Annotated in this window: 17 protein-coding genes; 14 read left to right on the plus strand and 3 right to left on the minus strand. The window is 73.8% G+C overall.

The genetic code is table 11. The annotated features are described in order from the left end of the window. Positions 1-62 precede the first annotated feature (62 nt). Genes FXF65_RS30020 through FXF65_RS30035 form a run of 4 tightly spaced genes read left to right on the plus strand, consistent with a single transcriptional unit; the run spans position 63 to position 4,172 of the window. Entirely contained in the window at positions 63-617 is a 555-nt protein-coding gene (locus FXF65_RS30020; RefSeq protein ID WP_148353393.1) for a cysteine hydrolase family protein, read from the plus strand. Then, positions 614-1,798: a glycine C-acetyltransferase gene (locus tag FXF65_RS30025; protein WP_222868776.1), complete on the plus strand. Its 1,185-nt coding sequence runs from the start codon at positions 614-616 to the stop codon at positions 1,796-1,798. Before FXF65_RS30020 ends, FXF65_RS30025 begins: the two co-directional genes overlap by 4 nt. Next, the gene (locus FXF65_RS30030; RefSeq protein ID WP_148353394.1) at positions 1,795-2,589 is read left to right on the plus strand and encodes an SDR family NAD(P)-dependent oxidoreductase; all 795 of its coding nucleotides are present in this window, start codon (positions 1,795-1,797) and stop codon (positions 2,587-2,589) included. Before FXF65_RS30025 ends, FXF65_RS30030 begins: the two co-directional genes overlap by 4 nt. A gap of 59 nt (positions 2,590-2,648) precedes the next feature. Beyond that, positions 2,649-4,172: a CoA-acylating methylmalonate-semialdehyde dehydrogenase gene (locus FXF65_RS30035; protein ID WP_378233985.1), complete on the plus strand. Its 1,524-nt coding sequence runs from the start codon at positions 2,649-2,651 to the stop codon at positions 4,170-4,172. Between the two features lie 316 nt (positions 4,173-4,488). Here FXF65_RS30035 and FXF65_RS30040 read toward each other — a convergent pair whose 3' ends face one another. Continuing rightward, complete coding sequence (locus FXF65_RS30040) at positions 4,489-5,259, minus strand: GntR family transcriptional regulator (protein ID WP_148353395.1); 771 nt, start codon at positions 5,257-5,259, stop codon at positions 4,489-4,491. 107 nt (positions 5,260-5,366) lie between these two features. Here FXF65_RS30040 and FXF65_RS30045 point away from each other — a divergent pair, with 107 nt between their 5' ends. The 4 genes from FXF65_RS30045 (at position 5,367) to FXF65_RS30055 (ending at position 8,846) form a co-directional block, all read left to right on the plus strand. Next, the gene (locus FXF65_RS30045) at positions 5,367-6,539 is read left to right on the plus strand and encodes a pyridoxal phosphate-dependent aminotransferase (protein WP_148353396.1); all 1,173 of its coding nucleotides are present in this window, start codon (positions 5,367-5,369) and stop codon (positions 6,537-6,539) included. Between the two features lie 484 nt (positions 6,540-7,023). Beyond that, positions 7,024-7,164, plus strand: a complete 141-nt coding sequence (locus tag FXF65_RS44015) for a hypothetical protein (RefSeq protein ID WP_187412553.1) — start codon at positions 7,024-7,026, stop codon at positions 7,162-7,164. 184 nt (positions 7,165-7,348) lie between these two features. Next, positions 7,349-7,714: a hypothetical protein gene (locus tag FXF65_RS30050; protein ID WP_148353397.1), complete on the plus strand. Its 366-nt coding sequence runs from the start codon at positions 7,349-7,351 to the stop codon at positions 7,712-7,714. Positions 7,715-7,751: 37 nt separating this feature from the next. Further along, on the plus strand, positions 7,752-8,846 hold the full coding sequence (locus FXF65_RS30055; RefSeq protein ID WP_148353398.1) for a DUF1996 domain-containing protein: 1,095 nt from the start codon (positions 7,752-7,754) through the stop codon (positions 8,844-8,846). Positions 8,847-9,128: 282 nt separating this feature from the next. On the opposite strand, the gene eccB is transcribed toward FXF65_RS30055, so the two are convergent. Together eccB and eccD are read right to left on the minus strand one after the other, a co-directional pair. Further along, positions 9,129-10,550 (minus strand): type VII secretion protein EccB, encoded by a 1,422-nt coding sequence (gene eccB, locus FXF65_RS30060; protein WP_148353399.1) that lies wholly within the window; start codon positions 10,548-10,550, stop codon positions 9,129-9,131. Between the two features lie 5 nt (positions 10,551-10,555). Beyond that, positions 10,556-11,938, minus strand: a complete 1,383-nt coding sequence (gene eccD, locus FXF65_RS30065; RefSeq protein ID WP_246199222.1) for a type VII secretion integral membrane protein EccD — start codon at positions 11,936-11,938, stop codon at positions 10,556-10,558. Between the two features lie 163 nt (positions 11,939-12,101). Between eccD and eccCa the strand changes: the two genes are divergently transcribed. The 6 genes from eccCa (at position 12,102) to FXF65_RS30095 (ending at position 24,738) form a co-directional block, all read left to right on the plus strand. Further along, positions 12,102-16,073, plus strand: a complete 3,972-nt coding sequence (gene eccCa, locus FXF65_RS30070) for a type VII secretion protein EccCa (RefSeq protein ID WP_222868777.1) — start codon at positions 12,102-12,104, stop codon at positions 16,071-16,073. 84 nt (positions 16,074-16,157) lie between these two features. Further along, positions 16,158-16,664, plus strand: coding sequence for an Lrp/AsnC family transcriptional regulator (locus tag FXF65_RS30075; protein WP_148353401.1), 507 nt, complete (start codon positions 16,158-16,160; stop codon positions 16,662-16,664). A 147-nt stretch (positions 16,665-16,811) separates the two neighbouring features. Next, positions 16,812-17,261, plus strand: coding sequence for a WhiB family transcriptional regulator (locus tag FXF65_RS30080; protein WP_148353402.1), 450 nt, complete (start codon positions 16,812-16,814; stop codon positions 17,259-17,261). A 7-nt stretch (positions 17,262-17,268) separates the two neighbouring features. Continuing rightward, entirely contained in the window at positions 17,269-19,710 is a 2,442-nt protein-coding gene (locus FXF65_RS30085; RefSeq protein WP_148353403.1) for a hypothetical protein, read from the plus strand. Positions 19,711-19,743: 33 nt separating this feature from the next. Then, complete coding sequence (locus FXF65_RS30090; protein WP_148353404.1) at positions 19,744-21,069, plus strand: S8 family serine peptidase; 1,326 nt, start codon at positions 19,744-19,746, stop codon at positions 21,067-21,069. 321 nt (positions 21,070-21,390) lie between these two features. Further along, on the plus strand, positions 21,391-24,738 hold the full coding sequence (locus FXF65_RS30095; protein WP_148353405.1) for a right-handed parallel beta-helix repeat-containing protein: 3,348 nt from the start codon (positions 21,391-21,393) through the stop codon (positions 24,736-24,738). Positions 24,739-24,767: the final 29 nt, after the last annotated feature.

Below are 24,767 nucleotides of genomic sequence, written 5' to 3' on the forward strand. Positions count from 1 at the left end.
ACCGCCGCCGGCCATCACGATCACCATGGCCGCCGGACGCGGCGGCCGGACGGGAGCCTGTCATGACCACCGCACTGATCATCGGCGACATCCAGCGAGGCATCACGGGCGGCTACCCGTTCGCCCAGCGGGTCCGGCCGCCGCTCGCCGACCTGCTCCCGCGCGCCCGCGCGGCCGGCGCCCTCGTCGTGTTCGTGCACTTCGGCTTCCGCGGCAACGGGGCCGACCTGCCGCCGGGCAACGCGCTGTACCGGACGTTCTACGAGGCGGGCGACGCCTTCCACGAGGGATCGCCCGGAACCGAGATCGACCTGCCGGTCGCCGCCGAGGACGTCGTCGTGCTGAAGCGGCGCGCCAGCGCGTTCGCCGGCACCGATCTCGACCTCGTGCTCCGCGCCCGCGACGTCGACAGGATCGCGGTCGCCGGCGTCGCGACCGCCGCCATGGTCGCGGCGACGTGCTACGACGCGTCGGACCGCGGCTACCACGTCACCGTGCTGCGCGACGGCTGCGGCGACGGCGACCAGGCGGTCCACGACTTCTTCATGGACGCCGTGTTCCCCGGCCGCGGATTCGAGGTCGTGCCCTGCGCCGACTGGCCCGGCGGGACGGCGTGAACGTCGCGTTGCTCGACCGGCTCGGGACGGAGCTCTACGGACGCCGGACGACCACCGGGCTGCGCCGCGACCTCGTGGTCTCCGGCGCGCAGGGCCCGACGCTCGGCGTGGACGGCGAGACGCTCGTGAACCTCGCCTCGAACGACTACCTCGGGCTCGCCGGTGATCCCGAGGTCCTCGACGCGGCGCGGCGGGCGCTGCGCGACGGCGGGCTCGGCGTCGCGGCGGGACGCGTGCTCTGCGGCACCAGGGAGGTCCACCGCGAGCTTGAGGCGAGCATCGCCGACCTGGTCGGAGCCGAGGACGCCGTCCTCTACGGCTCGTGCTTCGACGCGAACCTCGGCGTCTTCGACGCCCTTCTCGGGCCGGACGACGTCGTCCTCAGCGACGCGCTCAACCACGCCAGCCTGATCGACGGCATCCGCCTGGCCCGGGCCCGGCGGCGCGTCTTCGCCCACGCCGACCTCGACGACCTCGAACGCCGCCTCGCCGAGTCCGCGGACGCGCGCCACCGGCTGATCGTCACCGACGGCGTCTTCAGCATGGACGGCGACGTCGCCGCGCTGCCGCGGCTCTGCGAGCTGGCGCGGCGCCACGACGCCGCGCTGCTGGTCGACGACTCGCACGCCACGGGCGTGCTGGGCGCGACCGGCGCGGGCACCGCCGAGCACTTCGGGCTCGCGGGCCGGATCGACGTGCTGACCGGGACGCTCGGCAAGGCACTGGGCGGCGGGGCGGGCGGTTTCGTCGCCGGTCCTCGCCCGGTCGTGGAGACGCTGCGCCAGGTCTCGCGTCCGTACATCTTCACCAACGCGATGTCCCCTCCGCTGGCCGCCGCGGCGCTGACGGCGATCCGCGTCGCGCGCGAGCGTCCCGGGCTGCGGGAGCGACTGGCCGCCAACACCGCCCGGCTGCGCGCGGCGTTGCGCGACCTCGGCTACGAGGTGCCGCCGGGGGAGCACCCGATCGTCCCCGTCATGCTGCGCGGCGGCACGCTGGCCTGCGACGTGGCGGCCGCGCTCCGCCGCGAGGGCGTCCTCGCCTTCGCGCTGTCGCATCCGGTCGTCCCGCTCGGCGAGGAGCGGATCCGGGTGCAGGTCTCGGCTGCGCACACGGCCGACCAGCTCGAACTCGCGGCGGCCGCCTTCGGGCGCGCGCGTGCCGGCGCGGCCGGCTCGTGACCGCCGTCGAGGGGCTCCGGGCGCCCACCGGCGCCGACAGCCGCGAGCTCGACGGCCGGGTCGCGGTCGTGACCGGCGGCGCCAGCGGCATGGGCCTGGCGGTCGCGCACGCGCTCGCCCGCCGCGGCGCGACCGTCGCGGTGTTCGATCTCGCCCCGCCGGACGCCGTCGAACTGGCGTCGACGCTGGCAGTGGACGTGGACCACGTCCGGTCGGTCGCGGTGGACGTGACGGACGGCGACCTGGTCGACCACGCGTTCGCCGCGCTGCTGGAGGAGCGATCGCGGCTCGACATCCTGGTCAACGCCGCGGGTATCGCGCCACCGACCCCGTTCGAGGACATCACCGAGGCCGAGTGGAACCGCGTGCTCGCGGTCAACGTGCACGGGACGTTCCTGTGCTGCCGGCGGGCGCTGCCCGCGATGCGCGACGGCGGCTGGGGCCGCGTCGTCAACTTCTCCTCCACCGCGGGCAAGACCATCAGCACCGCGGGCGGCGCCCACTACACGACGGCGAAGCACGGCGTCCTCGGGCTCACCCGGCACCTGGCGAAGGTCAGCGGACCCGACGGCGTCACGGTGAACGCCGTCTGCCCCGGCCTCATCGACACGCCGATGGCCCGCGGCCTGCTGCCCGAGGACGAGCTCGAACGCGCCGCCCGGTCCTTCCCCGTGCCCCGCGTCGGGCAGCCGTGGGAGGTCGCCGAACTCGTCGCGTTCCTCGCCTCCGACCGCGCGGCGTACATCACGGGCGCGGCCATCGATATCAACGGCGGCGACCTGATCGTCTGACGCCGGCGCGGCGGACCCGCCGACGGACCTACCTGGAATCCCATGAAAGAGAGCAGCCTGTGAGCACAGTGAGTACCTCGGCGGTCAGGACGATCCGGCACGTCATCGGCGGCCGCGAAACCGCCGGCGAGTCGAGCCGCACCGCACCGGTGTGGAATCCCGCGACCGGCGAACACCAGGCCGACGTGCTGCTGGCCGAGCCCGGCGACGTCGACGCCGCGGTGCGGGCGGCGCGCACCGCCCTGGCGGACTGGGCCGACACCTCCCTCATGCGCCGGTCGCGGCTGATGTTCGCCTTCCGCAACCTCGTTGAGAAGAATCTCGACGACCTCGCGCGGATCGTGTCCGTCGAGCACGGCAAGGTCCTCGACGACGCCAGGGGCGAACTCGTCCGCGGCCTGGAGGTGATCGACTTCGCCTGCGGGATTCCGCAGCTCCTCAAGGGCGAGTACTCCGACCAGGTCTCGTCCGGCGTGGACCTCTTCTCGTTCCGGCAGCCGCTCGGCGTCTGCGCCGGGATCACGCCGTTCAACTTCCCCGCGATGGTCCCGCTGTGGATGCACCCGATCGCGATCGCGACCGGCAACACGTTCGTGCTCAAGCCCTCCGAGCGCGACCCGTCCGCGTCCAACCTCATCGCCGAGCTCTACGCCGAGGCGGGTCTGCCGGACGGCGTCTTCAACGTCGTCCACGGCGACAAGGCCGCGGTGGACGCGATCCTCGACCACCCGGACATCGCGGCGGTGTCGTTCGTCGGCTCGACGCCGATCGCGCGGTACGTGCACGAGCGCGCGACCGCCGGCGGCAAGCGCGTGCAGGCCCTCGGCGGCGCCAAGAACCACGCCGTCGTGCTGCCCGACGCCGACCTCGACCAGGCCGCCGACCACCTGGTCGCCGCCGGGTACGGCTCGGCGGGCCAGCGCTGCATGGCGATCTCCGTCGCCGTCGCGGTCGGCGCCGCGGCCGACCCGCTCGTCGAGCTCGTGCGCGAGAAGGCGCGCGCGATCAAGGTCGGGCCCGGGCTGGACGCCGGGTCCGAGATGGGCCCGGTCGTGTCGCCCGATGCGCTCGCCCGGATCACGGGCTACATCGGCTCCGGCGTCGCCGCGGGCGCCGACCTCGTGGTCGACGGGCGCGAGCCGGACGTCAAGGGCGACGGCTTCTTCGTCGGCCCGACGCTGTTCGACCGCGTCACGCCCGAGATGGACGTCTACCGCGACGAGATCTTCGGCCCCGTGGTCGCCGTCGTGCGGGTCGGCTCGCTGGAAGAGGCGATCGACCTCATCAACGGCAACGACCTGGCCAACGGCACGGCGATCTTCACCAGCAGCGGCCACGCGGCCCGCCTCTTCCAACGCTCCGTGCAGGTCGGGATGATCGGCGTCAACGTCCCGATCCCGGTGCCCATGGCGTTCTACTCGTTCGGCGGCTGGAAGGACTCGCTGTTCGGCGCCCACCACATCCACGGTCCCGAGGGCGTCGCGTTCTACACGCGCGCGAAGGCCGTCACCAGCCGCTGGCCGGACGACAAGCCGGAGGACGCGAAGCGCGGCCCCGACCTCCGCTTCCCGACGGCGGTCTGACCGAACGGCCAGGCCCCTGGACCGGCACCACTCCCGGCCTAGGGGCCTGACCGCATTTAGAAGCGGTCGCCCAGACCCCGACCACAGGGCCCCCGCCGTGGCCCCTGGGCGCTGGAAGTGACGCCCCTGGCCGTGGCAATGGCCGCTGGCGGGCGGCATGCCCGGCCATGCCTTGGCCCAGTGGGAGCGATGTCTCCGGTCGTGGCAATGGGCCCAGGGAGTGACGGCTGCAGTCGCGGCGCTGGGTTGAGGGGGAGTGGCGTCACTGGGGCTGGGCGTGCCCTGAGCAGGCGGGAGTGGTGTGCCCGGTCGGGTGTCAGGTCGGCGGGAGTGACGTGGGCAGTTCGATGTGGGCTCTGCTCACGGACGTGCTCTTCGCCAGAACCTGCAGCAGGTCGCGGCGTACGCGCTCGCATCGCGTCCGCATCGCGTCCTGGACGCCGTCCGCGTCCCGCTCGCGCAGTCGTTCGAAGACGGCTCCCAGTTCGCCGGGCGGGCTCGCGATGCCGGGATCTATCAGCGCGGCCATCCGCAGCACCCGCTCCAGTTCGTCGAGCACGTCGACGATCGTCTTGCCGAGACGAGGGTTGCCGCAGAAGTTGGCGATGATGGCCTCGAACTCGATTCCGGCCCGCAGCGACTCCTCCTGCTCCACCTCGCCCGCCGCGAGCGCGAACGGCACCAGGGACAGCACTTCGAGCCGTTCGAGCGCTGGTGCCGTGACGCCGAGGCGCGCCGCGGCGGCGGCCGCCTCGCCGGACAGGAGCGTCCGCAGGCCGCAGAGGGCGTCGGTGTCCTGGAGCGTGATCGGGCTGACGACGTAGCCCGCGCGCGGAAGCGCGGTCACGAGCCCGTCGCGCCTCAACCGCGCGAGCGCCTCGCGAACCGGAGTCTTGCTGATGCGCCATTGCTCCGCGAGCGAAGTCTCGGTGAAGCTGCTGCCGGGCGGTAGCGTCAGGTCGATGATCTGGCGCCGGATCGCCCGGTAGGCCTGGCTCGTGCGGTCGAGGCCGGTCTCGTCCCTGCCGACCAGCAGCAGCGCGGGAATGTGCGGCGTTCCTGGGACCACGCCATGGATGTCGGACACCCGGCCAGCATACCAACTCGAAGCGTTGATACAGCAGGGAACTCCTCAATGGAAGGTGAGAGATATTTATCCTTGTCATTGATATCTCAATGTGCCAAGCTCTCTTCATGCAGCGAGGCACCTCGAAATCCTGGGCCCTTCCCGCTGAGAGCGACTTCCCGCGGCTGGGCGCGATGAGCACGCTCGCCCGCGCGGCGCGAAGCGCGCGCGACGGCGTGCGGATCCTTCCGCTCGTCGGAGCCCCGGTCCTCCCCATGCCCGAGCACGTGCGGCGGGCGGTCGCGGAGGCGATGAACCGGCCCGATCCGCGCGACACCCGCGGCCTCCCGGAACTCCGCGCCGCGATCGCCGCCGAGCTGGCGCGCGAGCACGGCTTCCGCGTCGATCCCGAGCGCCGCCTGCTGATCACCCACGGAGCGATGCAGGGCCTCTCCCTGGTGCTCCGCACGGTGCTCGCGCCGGGCGACGAGGTGATCGTGCCGACGCCCACGTACTTCTTCGACGGCGCCGTCCGCGAGGCCGGTGCGACGCCCGTCCGCGTCCCGTCCCGCGAGCGCGACGGCTGGGCACTCGACCTCGCCGGCCTGGAGGCCGCCGTCACGTCCCGCAGCCGTGCCGTCCTCCTGTGCAACCCGACCAACCCGACGGGCTACCTTCCCGACGCCGCGACCGTCGAGGCGGTGGTCGACATCGCGGCGCGCCACGGGCTGCTCGTCATCTCCGACGACTCATGGCAGCACTTCACGTTCGACGGCCGCCGCTACCACCCGGTGGAGACGTTCGCCGATCGCTGGCCCCATCTGATCACCGTCACCAGCCTCAGCAAGTACTACGCGCTCGCGAGCTGGCGGCTCGGCTACGTCCTGGCGCCGCCGTCGATCGTCGACGCGCTCAACCGTCGCTTCGAGTGGGAGGCGGTGTGCTGCGGAGTGGTCCCGCAGCGGGCCGCGGTCGCCACCCTGACCGGGCCCCGCGACTGGCTGGACCAGGCGCTCTCCACATACCAGGCGAAGCGCGACCTCGTCTGCGACGGCATCGCCGCGAGCGGGCTCGCCCGGCCCGCGCGACCCGCCGGCGGCGCCTTCCTGCTCGTCGACTGCTCCCGCCTCGGCGACACACCGGCCGCCATCGACCGCGCCCTCCTGCGCAACGGCATCGCGACGGTGCGGGGCGCCGACATGCACGCGCCAGACACACACGTCCGCCTCACGTTCGGCTCGGACGAGCAAACACTCAACGAACTGATCCGCGGCCTCGCACGAGCCTGCCAGGAGTCCTGAACGCCCATTTGTCGCGCGTTACCGGCCTTTCCAGAATTTCCGGGACGAGGGGCGTGCTGCCAGGGACGCTTGTCGCGATGATCTACACGGCGCTCTACCACTAAGAAGGATCTTCGTCCCTGGCCTCCCCGGACCATTACGAGCACTGCCGGGTCAGTCTCCGACCTTAGGATCAGCCGCGGCGCCGCGTTGTCCAACCCTCGGCCAGTCGTCCGGCACCTCGGCTTCAGGTCGCCGCCCTGGACTCCCCCTCCCGCGACTTCGCCGCCGCGCCACGCTGGGGCCGCCCCGTCCTGCGCTCCAGGACACCGGCCTCGAGGCCCCGGCCGCCCTCGGGACGGTCACCGTCCTGGTCACCCGAGAGGACAGGCGGATCGATTGGCTGCTCGCCGTGCCGGTGCTCATCGCCGCGGTCGCGCTGCTGTTCACGGCGCGCCACCCCTGAGCGGCCCGGCCGAGGTCGGGCCGCTCCCTGATCCGGCTCATGATCACCGCGCACGTGCCCGGCCACGTCGATCGTGACCGTGAGCTGATCGTGGGCCTGCAGACCGACATCGAGGTCACGGCCACCGGGCAGCTGGTCCGCGATCGAGCGCCGCCGCCATCGTTCCGGCTAACCGGTTGATGACCGGCTGGACCCTCGCCTCCCGTCACTGATCCCGAAACGGCTGAAATCACCGTGAACTCGTCCCCTCTATCGGTCGTAGCTCTGGGCGAGTCGATCGCTTCCACATATGGGGAGGGTGTGTCGGATGAGCTGCGAAGGGCGCGGAGGGATTCTTCGTCGCACGAAACGGTATTGCGTCACCGTGCTGATCTTCGGATTGGCCGTGGGCTGTTCCTCTGATCGCGGTTCGCGGGCCCCGGCGGGTCCGCCCGCCGGGGCGCCCGCCGACATCGAGGAACTGGCCTCCAAGATCGGCTGCACGCAGATCACCGGAAAACGCAATGTCAGGGATCTGCGCCAGGGCGCCTGCAGGACATCGCAGGGCCGCTACACCATGGTGACCTTCGGTACGGATCGCAACAGGGACGCCTGGCTGAGCGAGGCCACCAAATGGGGAGGCGCCTATCTGGTCGGCTCTCGTTTCGCCGTCGTGGGGACGCCGCAGTCGCTGGAATCCATCAAGGCGAGGGTCGGCGGCGAACTGAAAATGGGCGATGCGCATCACTGATCACGCCCAGCCTCAGGCAATCTAAGGAGAGTGGCTAATGCGAATCAACCACCTGTTGGTGATCGTGCCCGCAATGGCGTTCACGACCGTCGTGACGGGGAACCATTCGGCGTCGGCGGCGCGGGGACCCGCCTTCGGGGCCATGGCCGTCGGCGCCCACGAGCATGGTGATCGGGACGGCGGCCATCGAGGCAAGGCCGACGGTCGGAAGGGAAGGGACCGCGACGACGACGATCACGGCGAGGGCGATGACGACCTCGGGCCCGAGCGGAACGATTTCGTCGACATCCTGGACGTCCGTCCGGACTTCCGCCGGCCGAGGCTCCGCGACGGCGGCTCGGGCGGGACGTTCATCTCGCGATGCGGCAGGAACGAGAACGAGCACTACAACTCCGACAACTTCATCGCGGCGCCCGGAGTGCGGAACGGGGCCCAGCACCTTCACGACTATGTCGGCAACGAGTCCACCGACGGGGACTCCGACGACGAGAGCCTGAAGCGCGCGGACACCACGTGCGGAAACGGGGACAAGTCCACCTACTACTGGCCGGTCCTGCGGTTGCGGGGCCAGCGGGACGACACCCCGCAGGCACGGCAGAGCGAAAAGGACGGCAATGTGGGAAGGCCGCTCACCCCGGCATCGGTCACACTGCGGTTCTCCGGGAACGCCCGGGGCGACGTCCGTGAAATGCCGCGCTTCCTGCGGATGATCACAGGGGACGCGAAGGCGAAGTCGGGCGATGGCGAGAAGGCGCGGGCCCAATGGACGTGCACCGGATTCGGCGACCGCCGGACCGAGAAGTACCCGCTCTGCCCGCCCGGCAGCCGGGTGGCCCGCGTCCTGGACTTCCCGAGTTGCTGGGACGGTGAGAACACCGACAGCGCCGACCACCGTTCCCACGTCGTCTTCCCAAAGCGCGACGGGAAGTGCGGCGACGACTTCAAGCCCATCCCGCATCTGGAGTACTTGCTCACCTACGACATCCCGCGAAACCGGTTGTTCGCGCTGGATGGGTTCCCCAGCGAGAAGCACAGCCCGATCACCGATCACGGAGACTTCGTCAACGTGATGCCCGACGGTCTCATGCGCCGGGCCACCGACTGCATAAACAACGGCCAGAACTGCTCATAACGAGAGGGCCCGCCATTCACCGCGAGAGCCGGGTGCCGCTCCGGATCGATGCGATCCGTTGCGGCCTCGGCTCCGCCGCGTGGCGTACCGCTGAGGTCGGCGCGTTCCGGACCAGGAAGGCTTCGGTCCTCTCCCAAGCAGGCGGTTCGACGAGCTGACCGTCCGACCTGATGGGGGCCGGGGCGTGGAGGAGCAATCCACGCCCCGGCCCCCTTCCTGTTCGAGGGGGCGGCTCAACCGAACGACCGCGCGCCTCCCGGCGGAGGCCCGGGTTCCGCGAGTTCAGTTTCCGCCGGTCTGGCTGGGACGTGCGGCAGCGGCACGCGACAGGGGCGGGCCCGACGGGAGCAGGTCGAGGAGGGCCGGCGGGACGGGCACCGGCCGTAGGCGCGCGTATCCGAGCGCGGAGAGGTCGTCGTCGCCGGGGACCGGGTGCTTCACACCGAGATCGGTGATCAGGTAGCGGACGCCGATCCCGCTGCCCGGGGCCGGGAGCGACCGCACGAGCGCCCCGGTGCCCGACTTCACCAGGACGACCTGCGCCGTCCTCGGGCCGGGGTCGGTGACCGGCACGCCTCCGGCGGGGACCCCCGACGGAGGCACGACGACCTGGACGCTCGCGCCCCGGTCGGAGCCCGCGCGGGCCGAGGCGCAGATGGGGCGGCCGACTCCACCCGCCTGTCGGACGGGCGGAGGCGTGCCGGGCAGGCCGCCGGACAAGCCGGGGGCGCTGGACAGGAACCGGGCCGCGGCGGCCGACTGCAGGGGGACGGCCCGCACCGCCCGGCCGCCGTACGCGCCGGCCGTGGCGGGGTCACCGAGCAGCAAGGCGGCGACGGTCTCGCTGACCTGGCGGAGCCCGTCGCCGAAGAGGACGAGGTACTGCTTCGCGGTCCCGGGGTTCTCGGTGGTGAAGACCTGGCCGACGCGGGTCGGACGATCACCGATGTCGGGCCCCGCGTCGCCCCGCCCGGGAACCGGGGGCGGCGCCACGTCCCCGCCCGCGGGCAGCAGGTTGATCCACTGGTCCGCGACGCGGTACGGAACGACGCCTCGGTATCCCAGGGAGAACGGCCCGGCGGCGCTGGCGAAGCGGTGCCTCCTGCCTCGCCAGAGCAGATACGCCTGGCCGGAGGACGCGCGGACGAGCACGCCCTCGTCCGGGGCGGCGGCCGAACTCGGCGCGGCCACGTTCATCGTGATGACCACTTGGTCGCCGGTCCGGCCCGCAGGGTCGGTCAAGGCCGTGGTGCAGACCAGCCAGTCCCGTCCTCCCAGCGCGGCGGACCGGGGGAGCGCGTCGGGCGCGCCCAGGATGCCCACCGGGAAGCCGCGGGGGGTGTTCCCGAGCGTGTCCTCGTGCACGGAGACGAGCTTGGCGTCCGGCCCGGCGATCAGCCGGCCGGAGGCGAGGTTCGCCACCGGGTGCAGGCGGCCGCCGAGGAAGACGTAGCGCGCGCCGCTCTCCTTCACCGAGACCAGCGCGCCCTCGGTCCGCCAGTCGGTGGATCCGCCCGGCCTGATCAGCCCGTAGACGCCGAACCCCGCGAGGAGCAGCGTGCCGATGACCGCGCCGACGACGGCGCCGGTGGTGACGCGCCTCATCGGCGCGTCCGGGGCGTCGGGGTCGCCGCTGACGAGCGCCGCGTTGAGGCGTCCCACGGCGCACATGTGGGACTGGACCTGATCCCGCTTGTTCTGCATGGCCGTCAGTCCCCGAAGGCCCGCGCCCAGCCGTAGCCGTGCAGGACGGCGAGCATGAGCAAGGGCAGGGCGATGGAGACGGCGGACTCGGCGAGGTCGGCGGCGCGTCCCCAGTAGGGCAGCAGCCGCTTGCCCGGCATCCGCTCGGCGCCGACCAGGAACAGGCCGGTGAGCGCGACCAGGAGGGGCAGGACCGCGCCGGCGGCCGCCGGACGGTCCCCGACCCAGCGCACGACGTACAGCGCCAGGCCGAAGCACGCGGGCAGGATCACGGCCAGCCGCGTCCAGGCGCCGGACATGACGCGCGAACGGAGCATCAGGGCCGCGCAGATCGCCGGCAGCATGGCCGCGGCCTCCCAGCCGTCCTGCCGCGGCAGCAGCGTCATGCACGCGGCGGCGACCGTGCCGATCGCGGCGGACAACGCGATCATGTAGTGGTCGGCGACCGCGGCCCGGTCGAGCAGCGTGGAGCTGGCGACCGGTTCGAGGTCCTGCTGGAGCTCCTCGGGGGTGCGGGGCAGGATCGGCAGCCGCATCCTGGCCAGTCGGAAGGCGGTTACGGGGACGACCGGCGCGAGCGTCAGCGCGACGGTCGCGACGACCGCCGCCGAGCGCGGCGCGTCCAGCCGGGTGGCGATCTCCAGGATCCCGCCGGCCGTGCCCGCGACGCCGAGGCCGCCCGCCGCCAGGAACAGCGGGCCCGCCGCGCCGGTGCCGAGCATCGCGAGGAACGCGGCGCCCGCGACAGACGCGGACGCCGCGGCCAGGTGCGGCGCGCCGAGGCCGCCGCTCCCCGCCGGCTCGGCGAGCCGCACGGCCAGCGCGCCGGCCAGCGCCGCGTCGGGCAGGGCGGCGGCGCCGAGCAGCACCCCGGCCGCTGTGTCGGCGAACGCCCGCGACATGCCCGCCGCGGCGGCGAGCAGCGTGATCTCGATCAGCGCCGCGGCCGCCGCGCGCTCGGCGGCGGGTATGGGCGCCGACAGCAGCACCGCCAGCGCGGTCGCCAGCGTGACGGCCACCAGCCCGAGGAACATCCACCGGGTGGTCGACTCGCGCCAGCGGGCCGGCCGCGAGCGCACCCCGGCCGACACGCCGTCGACGACGTCGTCGAACTCCAGGGCCGGCAGGCCCGCGTCCCGGGGACGGAGATACAGCGTGTCGCCGTCGAGCAGCCCCAGCGCCGCGGGGGTCCGGTCCTCGTCGAGCGGCTCCTCGCCGAGCCGTTGCAGCACCCACCCGGAGTGCTCAAGCCCCTCCTCGGCCGCGTGGTCGCCGGCCTGCTGCACCAGGACGGGCAGCAGGTCGGCGACCGGGACGTCCGACGGCACCGCGACCTCGATCCATCCCGTCGGCGCGACCACGGTCACCCGGCAGGTCTCGCTCGTCATGTTCGCCACGCGCCTCCTCCTTCCTTGGAAAAAAGAACTTCTTCGCGTCGACCGGCCGAACCGCCGCGGGTCACCGGTCGTAACTCCGACCAGCCCGACCCGGTCGCGTCTCCGAACCGACCTACGAGAGGTTCGGGACGCCAGTTCACGCAGGGGAGTGACGATGGGCACGCGCACGGTTCGGCGGCCGCCGCAGCGGTCGGGTCCCGAGATGCCCGAGGGCGAGATCGTGCTCCAGGAGCCGCCCGCGATCCCGGAGGCGCAGGGCGGCGGCTGGATCGGGGCCGTGACGTACCTGCCGATGGCGCTGGCGTCCGGCGCGATGATGCTGGTCTTCGTCGGCCCGGGCGGCGCGGTGATGGGCTATCTCAGCGCCGGTCTGATGGCGGTCGCGGGCCTCGGCATGCTCGTCGGGATGGCGCTGCGCAACTCCGGCGACCGCAAGCGGAAGATGAACGGCGAGCGGCGCGACTACCTGCGCTACCTCTCACAGATCAGGCGCCAGGTCCGCCGGCACGCCGAGCAGCAGATCAGGGCCGTGCACTGGCGGCATCCGGCGCCGCGGTCGCTGTGGTCGGCGGCGCTGTCGACCCGGCTGTGGGAGCGGCGGCCCACCGACGACGACTTCGGCGAGGCGCGGATCGGCGTCGGCGAGCAGCGCCTGGCGGTGCGGCTGCGCCCGCCGCAGAGCAAGCCGGTGGAGGATCTGGAGCCCCTGTGCGCGAGCGCGCTGCGCCGGTTCATCCGGGCCTACACCGCGCTGCCGGACCTCCCGACCGCCGTCTACCTGCGGGCCTTCGCCCGGCTGCTGTTCCGCGGCGACGCCGAGGCCGTCCGCGGCCTGGTCCGGGCGATGCTGGCGCAGCTCGTCGTCTTCCACTCGCCGGAGGACCTGAGGCTCGCGGTGTGCGTCCGCGCGGACCGGCGGGACGAGTGGGACTGGGTCAAGTGGCTGCCGCACGCGCACCACCCGGAGGCCGCCGACGCCGCGGGACCGGTGCGGCTGGTCACCGACGGCTACGCCGAGCTGGAACGGCTGCTGGGCGACGGGCTCGCCGACCGGCCCAAGTTCGACCCGGCCGCCCGGCCCGCCGCGGACGAGCCGTTCACGGTCATCGTCCTGGACGGGGTGGCGCCGCCGCCGGGGGCGCGCATCGGCGACACCGGGTTCCGGAACGTGCTGGTGCTGGACCTGTCCGGCGCGCTGCCGTGGAAGGCCGACCGGGTGACGCTGCGCCTGGAGGTCACCGGCGAGCGGGTCGAGTCGGTCGGCGCGGACCGGGTCGGGCGCGACGTCCCGGCGCCGGTGGGACGGCCGGACGCGCTCAGCCTCGTCCGGGCGCGGGCCCTGGCCAAGGTGCTCGCGCCGCGCAGGCTCGGCCGGGGCGCGGCGGCCGACGATCCGCTGGCCGCCGACCTGGACCTGAACGCGCTGCTCGGCATCGCCGACCCGCGCGGCTTCGAGCCCGCGACGATCTGGGCGGGCCGTTCGCCGTGGGACCGGCTGCGGGTCCCGATCGGCGTCGCGCAGGACGGCGCCCCCATCGAGCTGGACATCAAGGAGTCGGCGCAGGGCGGCATGGGCCCGCACGGCATGCTGATCGGCGCGACCGGCTCGGGCAAGAGCGAGCTGCTGCGCACCCTCGTGCTGGCGCTGGCGGCCACCCATTCGTCCGAGACGCTCAACTTCGTGCTCGTCGACTTCAAGGGCGGCGCGACCTTCCTCGGCCTGGACGAGCTCCCGCACACCTCGGCCGTCATCACCAACCTCGCCGACGAGCTGCCGCTGGTCGACCGGATGCAGGACGCGCTGCAGGGCGAACTGGTCCGGCGGCAGGAACTGCTGCGCCGCACCGGGCACGCGTCCCTGCTCGACTACGAGAAGGCGCGCGTCGGCGGCGCCGCCCTTGCCGCGCTGCCGACCCTGTTCGTGGTGGTGGACGAGTTCAGCGAGATGCTGTCCTCGCGCCGGGAGATGATGGACCTCTTCATCATGATCGGGCGGCTGGGCCGGAGCCTCGGCGTTCATCTGCTGCTGGCCTCGCAGCGGCTGGACGAGGGCCGCATCCATCAACTGGAGAGCCACCTGTCGTACCGGATCGGGCTGCGCACCTTCTCCGTGGCCGAGAGCCGCAGCGTGCTCGGCGTGCCCGACGCCTACGAACTGCCGTCCTCGCCGGGCAACGGGTACCTCAAGGCCGGCACCGACGGGCTGACCCGGTTCAAGGCCGCGTACGTCTCGGGTTCCCTCCATGAGGGCGAACGGGTCAGGCACGAGGCGGCCGTGGTCCGGCGGCAGGTCGTGCCCTACGGCACCGTCTACGTCGAACCACCTGAGACCCCCGAACCTCCCGAGGCCGAAGAGCCGGCGGAGACGCCCGGAGAGAGGCCGGCCGGCGAGGCCGGCAGGACCACCCTCATGCGGGTGATGCTCGACCGGCTCAAGGACGCCGGGCCCCCGGCCCACCAGGTGTGGCTGCCGCCGCTGGCAGAGCCCCCGACCCTCGACGAGGTGCTGCCCTCGCTGGAGCCCGACCCCGATCGCGGGCTGACCACCGTGGGCTGGCCCGGCCGGGGACGGCTCACCGTCCCCCTCGGCATCGTCGACAAGCCGCTCGACGGCGTGCGCGACCTGCTGGTCGCCGACCTGGCGGGGGGCGAGGGCCACGTCGGGATCGTCGGCGCCCCGCAGAGCGGCAAGAGCACCCTCATCCGCACGCTGGCGCTGAGCCTGGCGCTCACCCACACCCCGGAGGAGGTGCAGTTCTACGTGCTGGACTTCGGCGGCGGCGCGCTCACCTCCCTCACCGGCCTGCCGCACGTGGGGACGATCGCCTCCCGGACGGACCGCGACCGGGTGGTCCGCACCGTCGCGGAGATGGCCGCCCTGCTCGCCGCCCGCGAGCAGTCCTTCACCCGGCACGGCGTGGAGTCGATGGAGGACTTCCGCCGCCGCGGGAACGAGCCGTGGGCGGCCGCCGATCCGTTCGGCGACGTCTTCCTGATCATCGACGGCTGGTTCAGCGTGCGCCAGGAGTACGAGGAGATCGAGAGCGTCGTCTCCGACCTCGCCAACCGGGGCCTGTCCTACGGGATCCACCTCGTCGTGTCCGCCACCCGCTGGTCGGAGATCCGGCCGTGGCTGCGCGACCTGCTGGCCAGCCGCTTCGAGCTGCACCTGGGCGACCCGATCGAGTCCGAGGTGAACGCCAGGGCGGCGGGCCGGGTGCCCGCCGAGCCCGGCCGCGGCCTCACCCGCGACGGCATGCAGTTCCTGGCGGCCGTACCCCGCCTCGACGGCGCCCGCTCCGGCGAGGACCTCGGCGACGCCCTGCGCGCGGCGGTCCGGGCCGTCGCCGACGAATGGACCGGGCCGGTCGCGCCCGCCGTCCGGATGCTGCCGGACGAGGTCACCGCGGACTCCCTCCCCGCGCCGAGCGGCGACCTGCGCGTCGCCATCGGCATCGACCAGGCCGCGCTGTCGCCGGTGCACCACGACTTCGGGCAGCAGCCGCACCTGATGGTGTGGGGCGATTCGGAGAGCGGCAAGACCAACGCCCTGCGGCTCGTCGCCCGCGCCGTCGACCGGCGCTTCGGCGTGGACGAGGCCCGCGTCATGCTGGCCGACTTCCGGCGGGGCCTGTACGACGTGGTGCCGGCGGAGCGCAAGCTCGGATACGCCGTGTCCGGCATGGCGCTGGAGAAGAACGTCGAGGACGTCGTCGGCTCGCTGCGCCAGCGGGTCCCCGGCGCCGACGTCAGCCCTGAGCGGCTCGCGCGCCGCGACTGGTGGCACGGCCCGCGGCTCTACCTTCTCGTGGACGACTACGACCTGGTCGGCAGCGGTTTCGACAGCCCGCTCAAGCCGCTGCTCGACCTGCTGCCGCTGGGCGCCGAGATCGGCCTGCACCTGGTCGTCGCCCGGTCCACGGCGAACGCGGTCCGCGGCATGATGGACCCGCTGATGCGCCGCCTCTGGGAGATCAACACCCCGGCGCTGCTGCTGTCCTGCCCGCGGGACGAAGGCGCCTTCCTCGGCGACGTGAAGCCACAGCTCCTCCCGCCGGGCCGCGCGCAGTACGTCACCCGCCGCCGCGGCGTCTCGATAGTCCAGACGGGCCTCGTCGCCGGGTGAGTTCACCCATTGCTAACCGGCCGTACTCACCCGCGGCGAGCGGTCCCGTCGTGCATGGGGCGAGAGCCCGATGAAGGAGGACCGATGCTGCCCCCGTCCCACTTTCCCGGCGACGAACTCGACCGGAGGATCGTCGCGCATCTGCTCGACCACTCGCGCGCCACGTTCTCCGATATCGGAGCCGATGTCGGCCTTTCGGCCTCGGCGGTGAAACGGCGTGTCGATCGATTGCGCGACAGGGGAGTGATCCTCGGCTTCACCACGATGGTGGATCGCGGCCACGGAAGTCCGCGGACCGAGGCCTATGTGGAGCTCTACTGCGCGGAGCGGACCTCCCGCGCGGATATCCGCCGCGCCATGGAGCGTCATCCGGAGGTCGCCGAGATCTGCGTCGTCGCCGGAGCGCCGAGCGCCGTGGTCCGGCTCTGCACCGAAGACCTCGAACACCTCGAACGGACGCTGGAAAGCATCCGGCTCGAACCCGACGTCCTGCGGACCCGCAGCGTCATCGTTCTGTCGCGGCTCATCGAGCGGCACACGCGAAGGGACCGCACGCGGGCGGACGCTCCCCGGGCGGGTGCGAAGCGGTGAGCGTCCGGACCTGATAGTGAACCGGCCCATGAATTGCCCGTACTTCACTACGAGACCTGAAGTCCGCGCCCTTTGCCGCGGGCTCGTCCTGCCCGGTTCACTCAGCCTGCTCAGTTCACTCAGCCTGCCCAATTCGGGAGAGCGGAAATGCCCGTTAGCGATGAACAGATTCGTCCGGCGGAATCGGGAGACGGCACCGAATGGCGCCGTTCGGCCGCCTGCCGCGATGTCGATCCCGAGGTCTTCTTTCCTGCCGCCGCCTCCGATTCCGCGCCCGACGCGGCGTCCGACGGCAAGCGCCGGATAGCCCAGGCCAAGGCCGTCTGCGCTGGATGCCCCGTGCAGCAGGAGTGCCGCCGAGAAGCGATCGAACGTCGCGAACCCGTCGGGATATGGGGCGGGACGACCCCCCAACAGCGCGCGGCCCTCCGCCGCAAGCAGCGCCGTTCGAAGGCCGGGCAGGCGGCCCGGCAGCCGGGGACCCGGGAGACCGTCCTGCTCGGGGACCGGATCCACCGGGCCGAACGGAGCGGCGCGCGATCGCCCGCGGACGAGCCGGCCGCCTGCGCCCGCCCGCCCTCCGGCGGGGCCCGGTGAACGGACGATGACCACGACGGCCGGACGAAGCGACCGGGCGGCCGGTCTCCCCTCGGGCTGGGCGGCCGATCCGATCCAGGCCGGGTTCCTGCTCTATGACAGGCCGCCCACTCCGGAACTGCGGGACGAGATGTCGCGGATCCCCGGCGACCCGTCGCGCCCGATCCTCGCCGTGCAAGGGTCCGGGTCCCGCGGGTCGGCGCTGGAGGCCGCGGCCGCCGCCTTCGCGGCCATGCCCGCCCTCGGCCGTCCGGACCCGGGCGACGGGCCGCGTCCGGTGCGGCTGCTGCTCCCGGAACTGGCGCCGCGGCACGCCCAGCGGCTGGCCGAGCGCCACTCCCTCGACCTGATCGCCACGTCGGGCCTGCTCAAAGTCCATCCCGCATGCGTGGTCACCTGGGGTTTCAGTGAGAACAAGCCCGCCGCGTACTGGCAGTGGCACCGGTACGTCCCCGGCGGCCGGCCCCGGCCCGCGGGCGCGGTGTACCCGAGCCCCCGCTGGGACACCGCGATGGCGGGCGCGGATACCGAGATCCCGCTCCGCGGCCTCGGCATGACCGCCGGCCGTATCGCCGCCGGCCTCACCGTGTACCGGGACGAGTCGTCCGCGGCCGGCTTCCTCCGGCGCGCGGCGGGCCTGCGGCCCGACCCTGAACGGCCCACCGTCGCCATCGCGCCCACCGTGGCCGGATCGGCCGTGCCGGCCGTCCTGGAGTCGCTGCTCGGGACGCTGCCCGCGGCGGCGACCCGTAGCCTGCGGCTCGCGTGGCCGGGGGCGATGTCGCGCGGGGCGCGTCCGGGCCTGGCGGAGCTGTGCCGCCGGCACGGGATCGAGATCGTCGCGCCCGACACGGCGCTCGTCCAGGACCCCGGGTCGGGCGCCCTCCTCGCGTGGGGCCCGCAGGGGCTCGGCAGGTGGCTCCGCATGTCGTCCGGGGGGCATGCGGAGGCGCTCGGGCCGCTGCACCCCGCGCCTCGATGGCAGCCCCTCGCCCGCGCGACGTTGATCCGGTACTCCGGTGAGGCCGGCGTCGACGAGGTCCCCGCGGGCCTGCGGCTGCGCTGTTCGGACGACCCGGTGACCGCGCGCCTCACCGCCTCGGTGCCGCCCGACGAGGCGCGCGTGACGCTGTTCGCCGACGGGGACGCCGCGCGGTCGGGGGACCGGGCCGTCCTCGAACGCCTCCTCGACCAGCTCCCCGTCTCGCTGGCCCGGTCCTTCCGGCTCGTCATGCACGGGGCCGCCGCCGGTGGGCCGCGGGCGTACGGCCAGTGGCTGGCCAACCGCTACAGCGCCCATGTCACCGTCGCCGACGGCGCACCCGGCGACCCGACGCGGTGGACGGACTTTCGCCTTCAGGAAAGCCCGGCCTTCCCGCCCGCACGCCCGCCCGCCCCCGCTTCCGACCATGAGCGGGCGTCCAAGCCCGCGCACGCGCCGCTGACGGCCGTCCTGCCGCCGCGCCCGCGTCCGCAGGACGTCCTGGTCGCGGGCCATCACCGAGAAGGCGAAGCGACCCCCGCGCCCGTCGAAGCGCCGTCGCATGCCGCCGTCCCGCCGCCGATGACCGCCCCGCCGGTCACACAGTCCCGGTCGCCGGATCCCGTGCCGCGAGCGGAGACCGCGTCGTCGCCGCCCGAGCGGGCGTCCGCGCCCGCGAGCGTGCCGGTGCGGGCCGTGTTCCCCCGGGGCCACCGCAGTACGGCGGAGGAGCGGCGGAGGTTCCGGGAGGAGGGCGGGACCCGGCGCGACACCCACCAGGCCGTCGTGAGCCGGTTGCTGACCGAGCGGCCGGCGCTGCGCGGGGCGCTGTCGCGGGAGCCCGCTGACGCGATCGCGACGGATCTGTCGGCCCTGCGCGCCTATCTGAGCGGTGACCTGCCGGATCTCGATCCCGCGCTGCGGTCGGGCGAGCCCGGCGAGCGCGCCGCCGAGGCCGCGTGCGTCATCTCGGCGCTGCGCCTCCTCACGGCCGAGCGGGGACCGGTCTTCCGGACCGCGGATCTCGGCGGGCCGCGGGCGGCGGGTTACGTGCCGGGGCAGGTGCTGGTGGAACCCGCGTTCGTACGGGCCACCGGCAGGGCGCCCGCGCGCCAGGGCGACACGCTGTTCGCGGTGTGGTCGCGGACGGCGCGCCGGATCGGCCTGCTGGACGCCGGCGACGATCCGGGCGAGGTGCTCTTCGCGGCCGGGTCGCTGTTCGCCGTCCTCGCCGTGGACCAGGGCGCCCGCCGAGTGGTCTACCTCGACGAGCGGATCCGGGTGGACGCTCCGGCCGATCCCGCGAAGAGCGGCCCGGCGACACTGGAGCGGCTCCGCGCGGCGGTGGCCGGGCATGCCGAGCCGCCCGCGCCGGACGCGCCCGCGGCGGACGGGTTCGCCCTGTGCCTCGATGACGCCGGCCGCCGCTTCACATCCGCCCGGATCAGCGCCGACGAACGTCCGTGACCTATCGACTGACCGATCGAGAGGAGCATCGCCATGCCCTTCAGTGTGCGCCGCGCGGTCGTGGCGGTGCCCGTCCTGCTCGTCGCCGGAGCGCCCCTGCTCGGCGTGGGCGTCGGCGCGGCCGCCGGGACCGCCCCGCGGATCGGCGGATGCGCCGAACCGGCCGCCGACCGGTCGGCGGAGACCCCTTGGGCGCAACAGGCCCTCGCCCCCGAGCGGGCCTGGAATCTGACCCGGGGAGAGGGGATCGTGGTCGCGGTCCTCGGCACCGGGGCGGACGGCGACGTCCCGCAGTTGCGCGGACGGGTGCGCCCGGGCCGGGACGTGACGTCCGGGGGCCGCGCCGACGACGACTGCGCCGGGTCGGGAACGTTCGCGGCGGGCATCGTCGCCGCGCGACCCGTCACGGGCGTGGGCTTCGCGGGCGTGGCCCCCGGCGCGACGGTCCTTCCGGTGCGCGTCGCGCGGGACGGCGAGGAGCCGACCGCGACCGGGCTCGCGGCCGGGATCGACGCGGCCGTCGCGGGCGGAGCGAAGGTGATCTCGGTGGCGGTCCCGCCGGTCGCGGGGAACGCGCGGCTCGCCCGCGCGGTGGCGGATGCGGCGGCGCGGGACGTGCTGGTGGTGGCCCCGGCCCTCGACGACCGCGCCGCGGCCGGACCCGACCGGGACGCGGCCTCCAGGCGGCACCCGGCGGCCTACCCGGCCGTCGTCGCCGTCGCCGGTACCGACCAGGCCGGGACGCCCGTCGGCGCGGCGCCGGGCGGGGCTCCGGCCGGGTCCGGGAGCGCCGCGGGCGACCGGTCCGCGGCGCGGGTGGATCTGGCGGCACCGGCCGCGGACCTGGTGGGCCTCGGCGTTCGCGGGCCTGGGCAGGTGGCGGATTCGGGCGGGGAGTACGCGGCGGCCTACGTCGCGGGGACGGCCGCGCTGGTCCGGGCCTACCGTCCCGAGGAGTCGGCGGCGCGGGTGAAGCGCCGTCTGCTCGACACCGCCACCCGTCCGGGCGCACGGGTCCCCGACCCCGGTGTCGGATGGGGGACGGTCAACCCGGTGGACGCGGTCGGCGCGGTGATCCCCGGCGAGCGGGCGGCGGGACGGGCGCCGTCCGTGGCCCTGCCGGAGCGCGTGCCGGCGGACGAGCGGGCCGTCGACCGGGCGCTCACGCTGGTCATGGTGGTCAGCGGGGCGGTCGTGGTGGTGGGCGTCGTCGCCGCGGTGGTCCGATCGGGACGCGGGCAGGGCTGGCGGCCGGGTGGACGCGACGCGGCCGGGACCGGACGCGAAGACACCGTTCCGCAACGGAACGAGCGTGGCGCGCAACAATTGTTCGACAGCAGAGAAAGGTTCCCTTCGTAGGCTGTCGAGCGTCGACAAAAATGGCGCGAAAAGGCAACGCCTTTCCGGAGACGTGGATTTTCCACGATCAGTGAGATTCTGGCGACGGCGTCATCGTGTCGTACCTGGAATAGGTGCGGAACAACAAGGCTCTCGCCTGGACCACCGCACCCGCGGCCTCTACTCCCGATTCCGTCCGTCGCCTGGTGAACCGCGGCGTCGCCGGTGCGTAGTTCCAGGTGGTCTGCCGGGGAACGCACGCCCAGCGGCGCCGCGCGCAGACCGTCCGCGGGCCGTCCGCGGTTTCGTCCGTAGAACCGTTTCCCCGATGGGGGTGGGTTGATGTCGGTCCTGGTCGTGGCATCCGGGCATCCGCACTGCTACGCGACCGTCGCCGAGGCGGTCGCGATGGCCCCCGCCGGAGGCGTGGTCCGCGTCTCGCCCGGCCGGTACGAGGAGACGGTCGTCGTGGACCGGAACGTGACGATCGTCGCCGACGGCGGGCGCGGCGCGGTGGAGCTCGCGGGCCCCGCCGACGGCAGCGCCGTGGTGGTGGCGGCCGAGCAGGTGGTGCTGGAGGGGCTCGTCCTGCGCGGCGCGGCCGAGCATCCCGCGCTGGACGTGCCCCTCGGCGCGGGCACGGTCCGCGACTGCGAGGTCATCGGCGCGGCCTGGTCCGCCGTGCTGGTCAGGGCGCGGGGCGAGCTCCGCATGGCGGACTGCCGGGTGACCAACCCCGAAGGCGCGGGCGTCGTCGCCGTCGACTCCGGCACCGGGACGGTGGAGCGCACCGTGATCGAGGCGGTGGGCAGCTCGGCGGTCGTCGTCGCCGACCGCGCCGACCTGCGCGTCCGGCTGTCCCGGCTGCGCGCCGCCGGGGGCAACGCGGTGTGCGCGACGGGCAGCGCCCGGGGCGTCGTCGAGGAGTGCGAACTGTCGGAGGCGGACCGGCCCGCGGTCGCCCTGGAACAGCACAGCTCCACCTCGATCGTGCGCTGCACCATCCGCGACACCTCCGGCATCGGCGTGTACGTCGCCAGCGACGGCGCCCCGCTGATCGAGGACTGCACGGTGCTCGGCACGGGCTCGCACGGCGTCGCCCTGGGGGCGGGCGCGGCGCCGACCCTTCGCGGCTGCCGCATCTCGGGCGCCGCCGGCCACGGGGTCCAGGTGACCGACCGGGCGAAGGGCACCTTCGAGGACCTCGACATCACCGGCGCGCAGGGGGCGGCGATCTGGGTGGACGGCGGAAGCCAGCCGTCCTTCTCCGACGTCCGTGTCCGGGACTGCGCCGACGTGGCGGTGGCGGTGCTCGACGACTCGGGCGGAGAGTTCCTCAAGCTGGACATAGACGCCTGCCACTCCTACGGCGTCGGCGTCAAGAACGGCGCGAGCCCGACGCTGCGGCGCAGCACCGTGCGCGGCTGCGCCGGCCACGGGATCGTCGTGGTCGACGGGGGACGCGGCCGGATCGAGGACTGCGAGATCGGCGGGAACGGCGGCACCGGGCTCGTCGTGGGCGCGGACGCGCGGTTCGAGGCGGGCGGCACGAGCTTCACCCGGGGGGACGGGCCCGCCGTCGAGGTCACCGCCGGGGGCGCGGTCGCGCTTCGGGAATGCGATCTGTCGGCGCGGACCGGCGTGGTCGTCGGCGATGACGGGGAGGCCGCGCTGACCCGCTGCCGAGTGCACGACTGCGAGGGCCCGGGGCTGCGCTTCGGCGCGCGGGCGCGGGGCACCGTCAGCGATTCGGAGGTCTTCGGCAACGGTGCGGACGGGGTGGTCGTGGAGGCCGCCGAATCGGTCTCGGTGACCCGATGCCTGGTCCGCGACAACGCCGGGTCCGGACTGCGCCAGACCTCGCCGGACGCGCGGCTGACCGTCGAGGATCTGACCAGCCGGGGCAACGGTCGCCCCGACGCCTACGGCACCGCCGCCGCGGGCGGGACCGGCCCCGGCGGGCCCGGGACGGCGGGCGCCGATCCCGAGGCGGCGGGCGCCCGGCCGTCCGGCGACCCGGGCGGCGGCGCCGAGACCCTGGCCGCGCTGCAGGCGGAACTGGCCGGCCTCATCGGCCTGGACGGCGTGAAGAAGGAGGTCGCCACCCTCATCAGCCTGATCAACCTGGCCAGGCGCCGGGAGGAGATGGGCCTGCCCGTCCCGCCGATGAGCCGGCACCTGGTCTTCACCGGAGGGCCCGGCACCGGCAAGACCACCGTCGCCCGGCTGTACGGGCGGATCCTGGCGGCGCTCGGGCTGCTGCGCTCCGGGCACGTCGTGGAGGTCGCCCGCGCCGACCTGGTCGCGCAGATCGTCGGGGGTACGGCGATCAAGACGACGGAGGTCGTGCGGAGCGCGCTCGGCGGGGTGCTCTTCATCGACGAGGCCTACGCGCTGTCGGCGGGGGGCGAGGGCGGCACCGGGCCCGACTTCGGCCGCGAGGCCGTCGACGCCCTGGTCAAGCTGATGGAGGACCACCGCGCCGACCTGGTGGTGATCGTGGCGGGCTACTCCCACGAGATGCGCGGGTTCCTCGACTCCAACCCGGGACTGGCCTCCAGGTTCAGCCGCACGATCGAGTTCGCCGACTACTCCGGCGCCGAGCTGGTGACGATCGTCGAGGCGATGTGCGAGCGGCACCGCTTCGAGCTGGACGAGAGCGCCCGCCGGGCGCTGCTGGAGCGGTTCGACCGGATGCGCCGCGACGCCTCGTTCGGCAACGCGCGGGCCGCCCGGAAGACGTTCGAGGGGATGGTCGACCGGCAGGCGCGGCGGCTGGCCGAGAGCACCGAGCTCACCCCCGGCGACCTGACCCGCCTGCTTCCCGAGGACGTCGGCGAGGCCCCCGGCTCCGGAGTGGCCGCCGGGGCCCGCGCCCAGGGCGAGGACCTGGAGACGCTGCTGGAAACGCTCGCCGGGATGGTCGGCCTCGCCCAGGTCAAGCAGGAGGTCACCGGTCTGGTCGACCTGCTGCGGACGGCGCGGCGGCGCAGGGAGGCGGGGCTTCCGGCCCCCTCGCTGAGCCGCCACCTGGTGTTCTCGGGGCCGCCCGGTACCGGCAAGACCACCGTCGCGCGGCTCTACGGGCGGCTGCTGGCGGCGATGGGCGTGCTGGCCGCCGGCCACGTCACCGAGGTCGCCCGCGCCGACCTGGTCGGCCAGTACCGCGGCCAGACCGCCATCAAGACCAAGGAGGTCTTCGACCGGGCCCGCGGCGGCGTGCTGTTCATCGACGAGGCGTACACCCTGACGCCCAAGGGCGCCGACGAGGCCGACTTCGGCCGGGAGGCCGTGGACACGCTGGTGAAGCTGATGGAGGACCACCGCGAGGAGACCGTCGTCATCGTCGCGGGCTACACCGGCCGCATGCGGCGCTTCCTGGAGTCCAACCCGGGGCTCGGGTCCCGCTTCACCCACCGCATCGAGTTCCCGGACTACAGCCCGGAGGAGATGGTCACCATCACCCAGCAGCACGCGGGCGCGGCCGGCTACGAACTCGCGCCGGAGACCGTGCGCGGGCTGCTGGGGCACTACGTGCGGCTGCCGGTGGACGAGCCGCACGGCAACGGCCGCTACTGCCGCCAGGTGATGGACGGAATGGTCGCCCGGCACGCCACCCGTGTGAGCCGGCTGGCCGATCCGACGCCCGACGACCTCCGCGTCATCCTCCCGGGAGATCTGCCCGGCTGATTCGCGCGCCGGCACCGAGAACGGCGGAA

It is taken from the genome of Actinomadura syzygii, assembly GCF_008085905.1.
Classification (GTDB): domain Bacteria; phylum Actinomycetota; class Actinomycetes; order Streptosporangiales; family Streptosporangiaceae; genus Spirillospora; species Spirillospora syzygii.

Coding starts and splice junctions, on each gene's coding strand:
- FXF65_RS30020 (WP_148353393.1), top strand. CDS start 63: ATGACCACCGCACTGATCATCGGCGACATCCAGCGAGGCATCACGGGC.
- FXF65_RS30045 (WP_148353396.1), top strand. CDS start 5,367: ATGCAGCGAGGCACCTCGAAATCCTGGGCCCTTCCCGCTGAGAGCGAC.
- FXF65_RS44015 (WP_187412553.1), top strand. CDS start 7,024: ATGATCACCGCGCACGTGCCCGGCCACGTCGATCGTGACCGTGAGCTG.
- FXF65_RS30055 (WP_148353398.1), top strand. CDS start 7,752: ATGCGAATCAACCACCTGTTGGTGATCGTGCCCGCAATGGCGTTCACG.
- eccB (WP_148353399.1), bottom strand. CDS start 10,550: ATGCAGAACAAGCGGGATCAGGTCCAGTCCCACATGTGCGCCGTGGGA.
- eccD (WP_246199222.1), bottom strand. CDS start 11,938: ATGACGAGCGAGACCTGCCGGGTGACCGTGGTCGCGCCGACGGGATGG.
- eccCa (WP_222868777.1), top strand. CDS start 12,102: ATGGGCACGCGCACGGTTCGGCGGCCGCCGCAGCGGTCGGGTCCCGAG.
- FXF65_RS30075 (WP_148353401.1), top strand. CDS start 16,158: ATGCTGCCCCCGTCCCACTTTCCCGGCGACGAACTCGACCGGAGGATC.
- FXF65_RS30080 (WP_148353402.1), top strand. CDS start 16,812: ATGCCCGTTAGCGATGAACAGATTCGTCCGGCGGAATCGGGAGACGGC.
- FXF65_RS30085 (WP_148353403.1), top strand. CDS start 17,269: ATGACCACGACGGCCGGACGAAGCGACCGGGCGGCCGGTCTCCCCTCG.
- FXF65_RS30090 (WP_148353404.1), top strand. CDS start 19,744: ATGCCCTTCAGTGTGCGCCGCGCGGTCGTGGCGGTGCCCGTCCTGCTC.
- FXF65_RS30095 (WP_148353405.1), top strand. CDS start 21,391: ATGTCGGTCCTGGTCGTGGCATCCGGGCATCCGCACTGCTACGCGACC.